This is a genomic window from Streptococcus sp. GMD6S (genome assembly GCF_000297015.1).
Genome location: NZ_AJRH01000181.1, coordinates 1 through 972 on the forward strand (window position 1 = coordinate 1; position 972 = coordinate 972).

Sequence of the window (972 nt, forward strand, 5' to 3'; positions counted from 1 at the left end):
TAGATGGCACTTGGCGCTATTTTCTTGTCCCAGTCAATAGTCGCATTGGTCATGAGACGATCCTCTTGACCTGGGGTCTGGCTAAATTCCTGTGTTTTGATAAAGTCACCTGACTGGCTGATGAAGAAAGTATTGACGGTGAAACGGTCGTAGTTGACCGCACGCATAACACTTTCAGCTGAAAGGACAGAGACTTCACGCTCTGCACTACGTCCACCGTATAAAAGAATAATCGTTTGTTTCATATTGCTTGTCCTAATTCTAATAGAATACTCGTTCTTTAGTATATCATATTTGCTTCTTTTTTGAAACTTGAATCTAAAAAAGCCCTCATTTGAGAGCTGAAATTTTACCGATCCACCACTTGAGCTTCAAAGTAAGCTGGCTTGTCGTCTACATTGGTCATGGTAATCGTGTAGGACTTGTTATTGGTTACATAAAAAAACTTTCTCCCCTTGGTAGTTGACAACAATTCCATTCTTTACCAAATGAATATCTGTTTGATTGTTTGGAAGCTCTTTATCATCTTTCCAACTTATCTAAGATTTTCTGGTATTCTTTATGCAAATCCTTAGCTTTCTTAGAAGAATCATATTTTGCACTCTCAACCTTCACATCCTTCATCTTCTGCACCCAGCTCATGTCCACACCGTCCGCATAGTAGTTGCCATCGCTATCGACAATGATTTTACTTAGTTGCGTAGCTCCTTGAATCACTAAGCTAAGGACTTCTAGACTATCGCTGAAATACTGGGAAACCTCTGAGACAAAGAATTCTAATTTTTCAATCTTGTCATCCAAATCCTGAATACCCGACTCGATTTGAGACTTGGTATTGTAGAGGATGGTCTTCTCAGAGAAGGCTCTCCCCCAAATGAGACTAAAGAGGTCTTTGATTTGATTTAGCCAGTTCTCCCTCGCTTGAATCTGAGCTTCTACGATAGCTAACTGCTCTTCCCTCAATTTTTTCAG

Annotated in this window: 3 pseudogenes; all 3 read right to left on the reverse strand. The window is 40.0% G+C overall.

The window, feature by feature from the left end:
• Positions 1–245 (reverse strand): annotated as a pseudogene (locus GMD6S_RS09510) (D-alanine--D-alanine ligase); the annotation flags it as partial.
• Positions 246–349: 104 nt separating this feature from the next.
• A pseudogene (locus GMD6S_RS13010) lies at positions 350–530 on the reverse strand (hypothetical protein); the annotation flags it as partial.
• A 58-nt stretch (positions 531–588) separates the two neighbouring features.
• Positions 589–972 (reverse strand): annotated as a pseudogene (locus GMD6S_RS12790) (hypothetical protein); the annotation flags it as partial.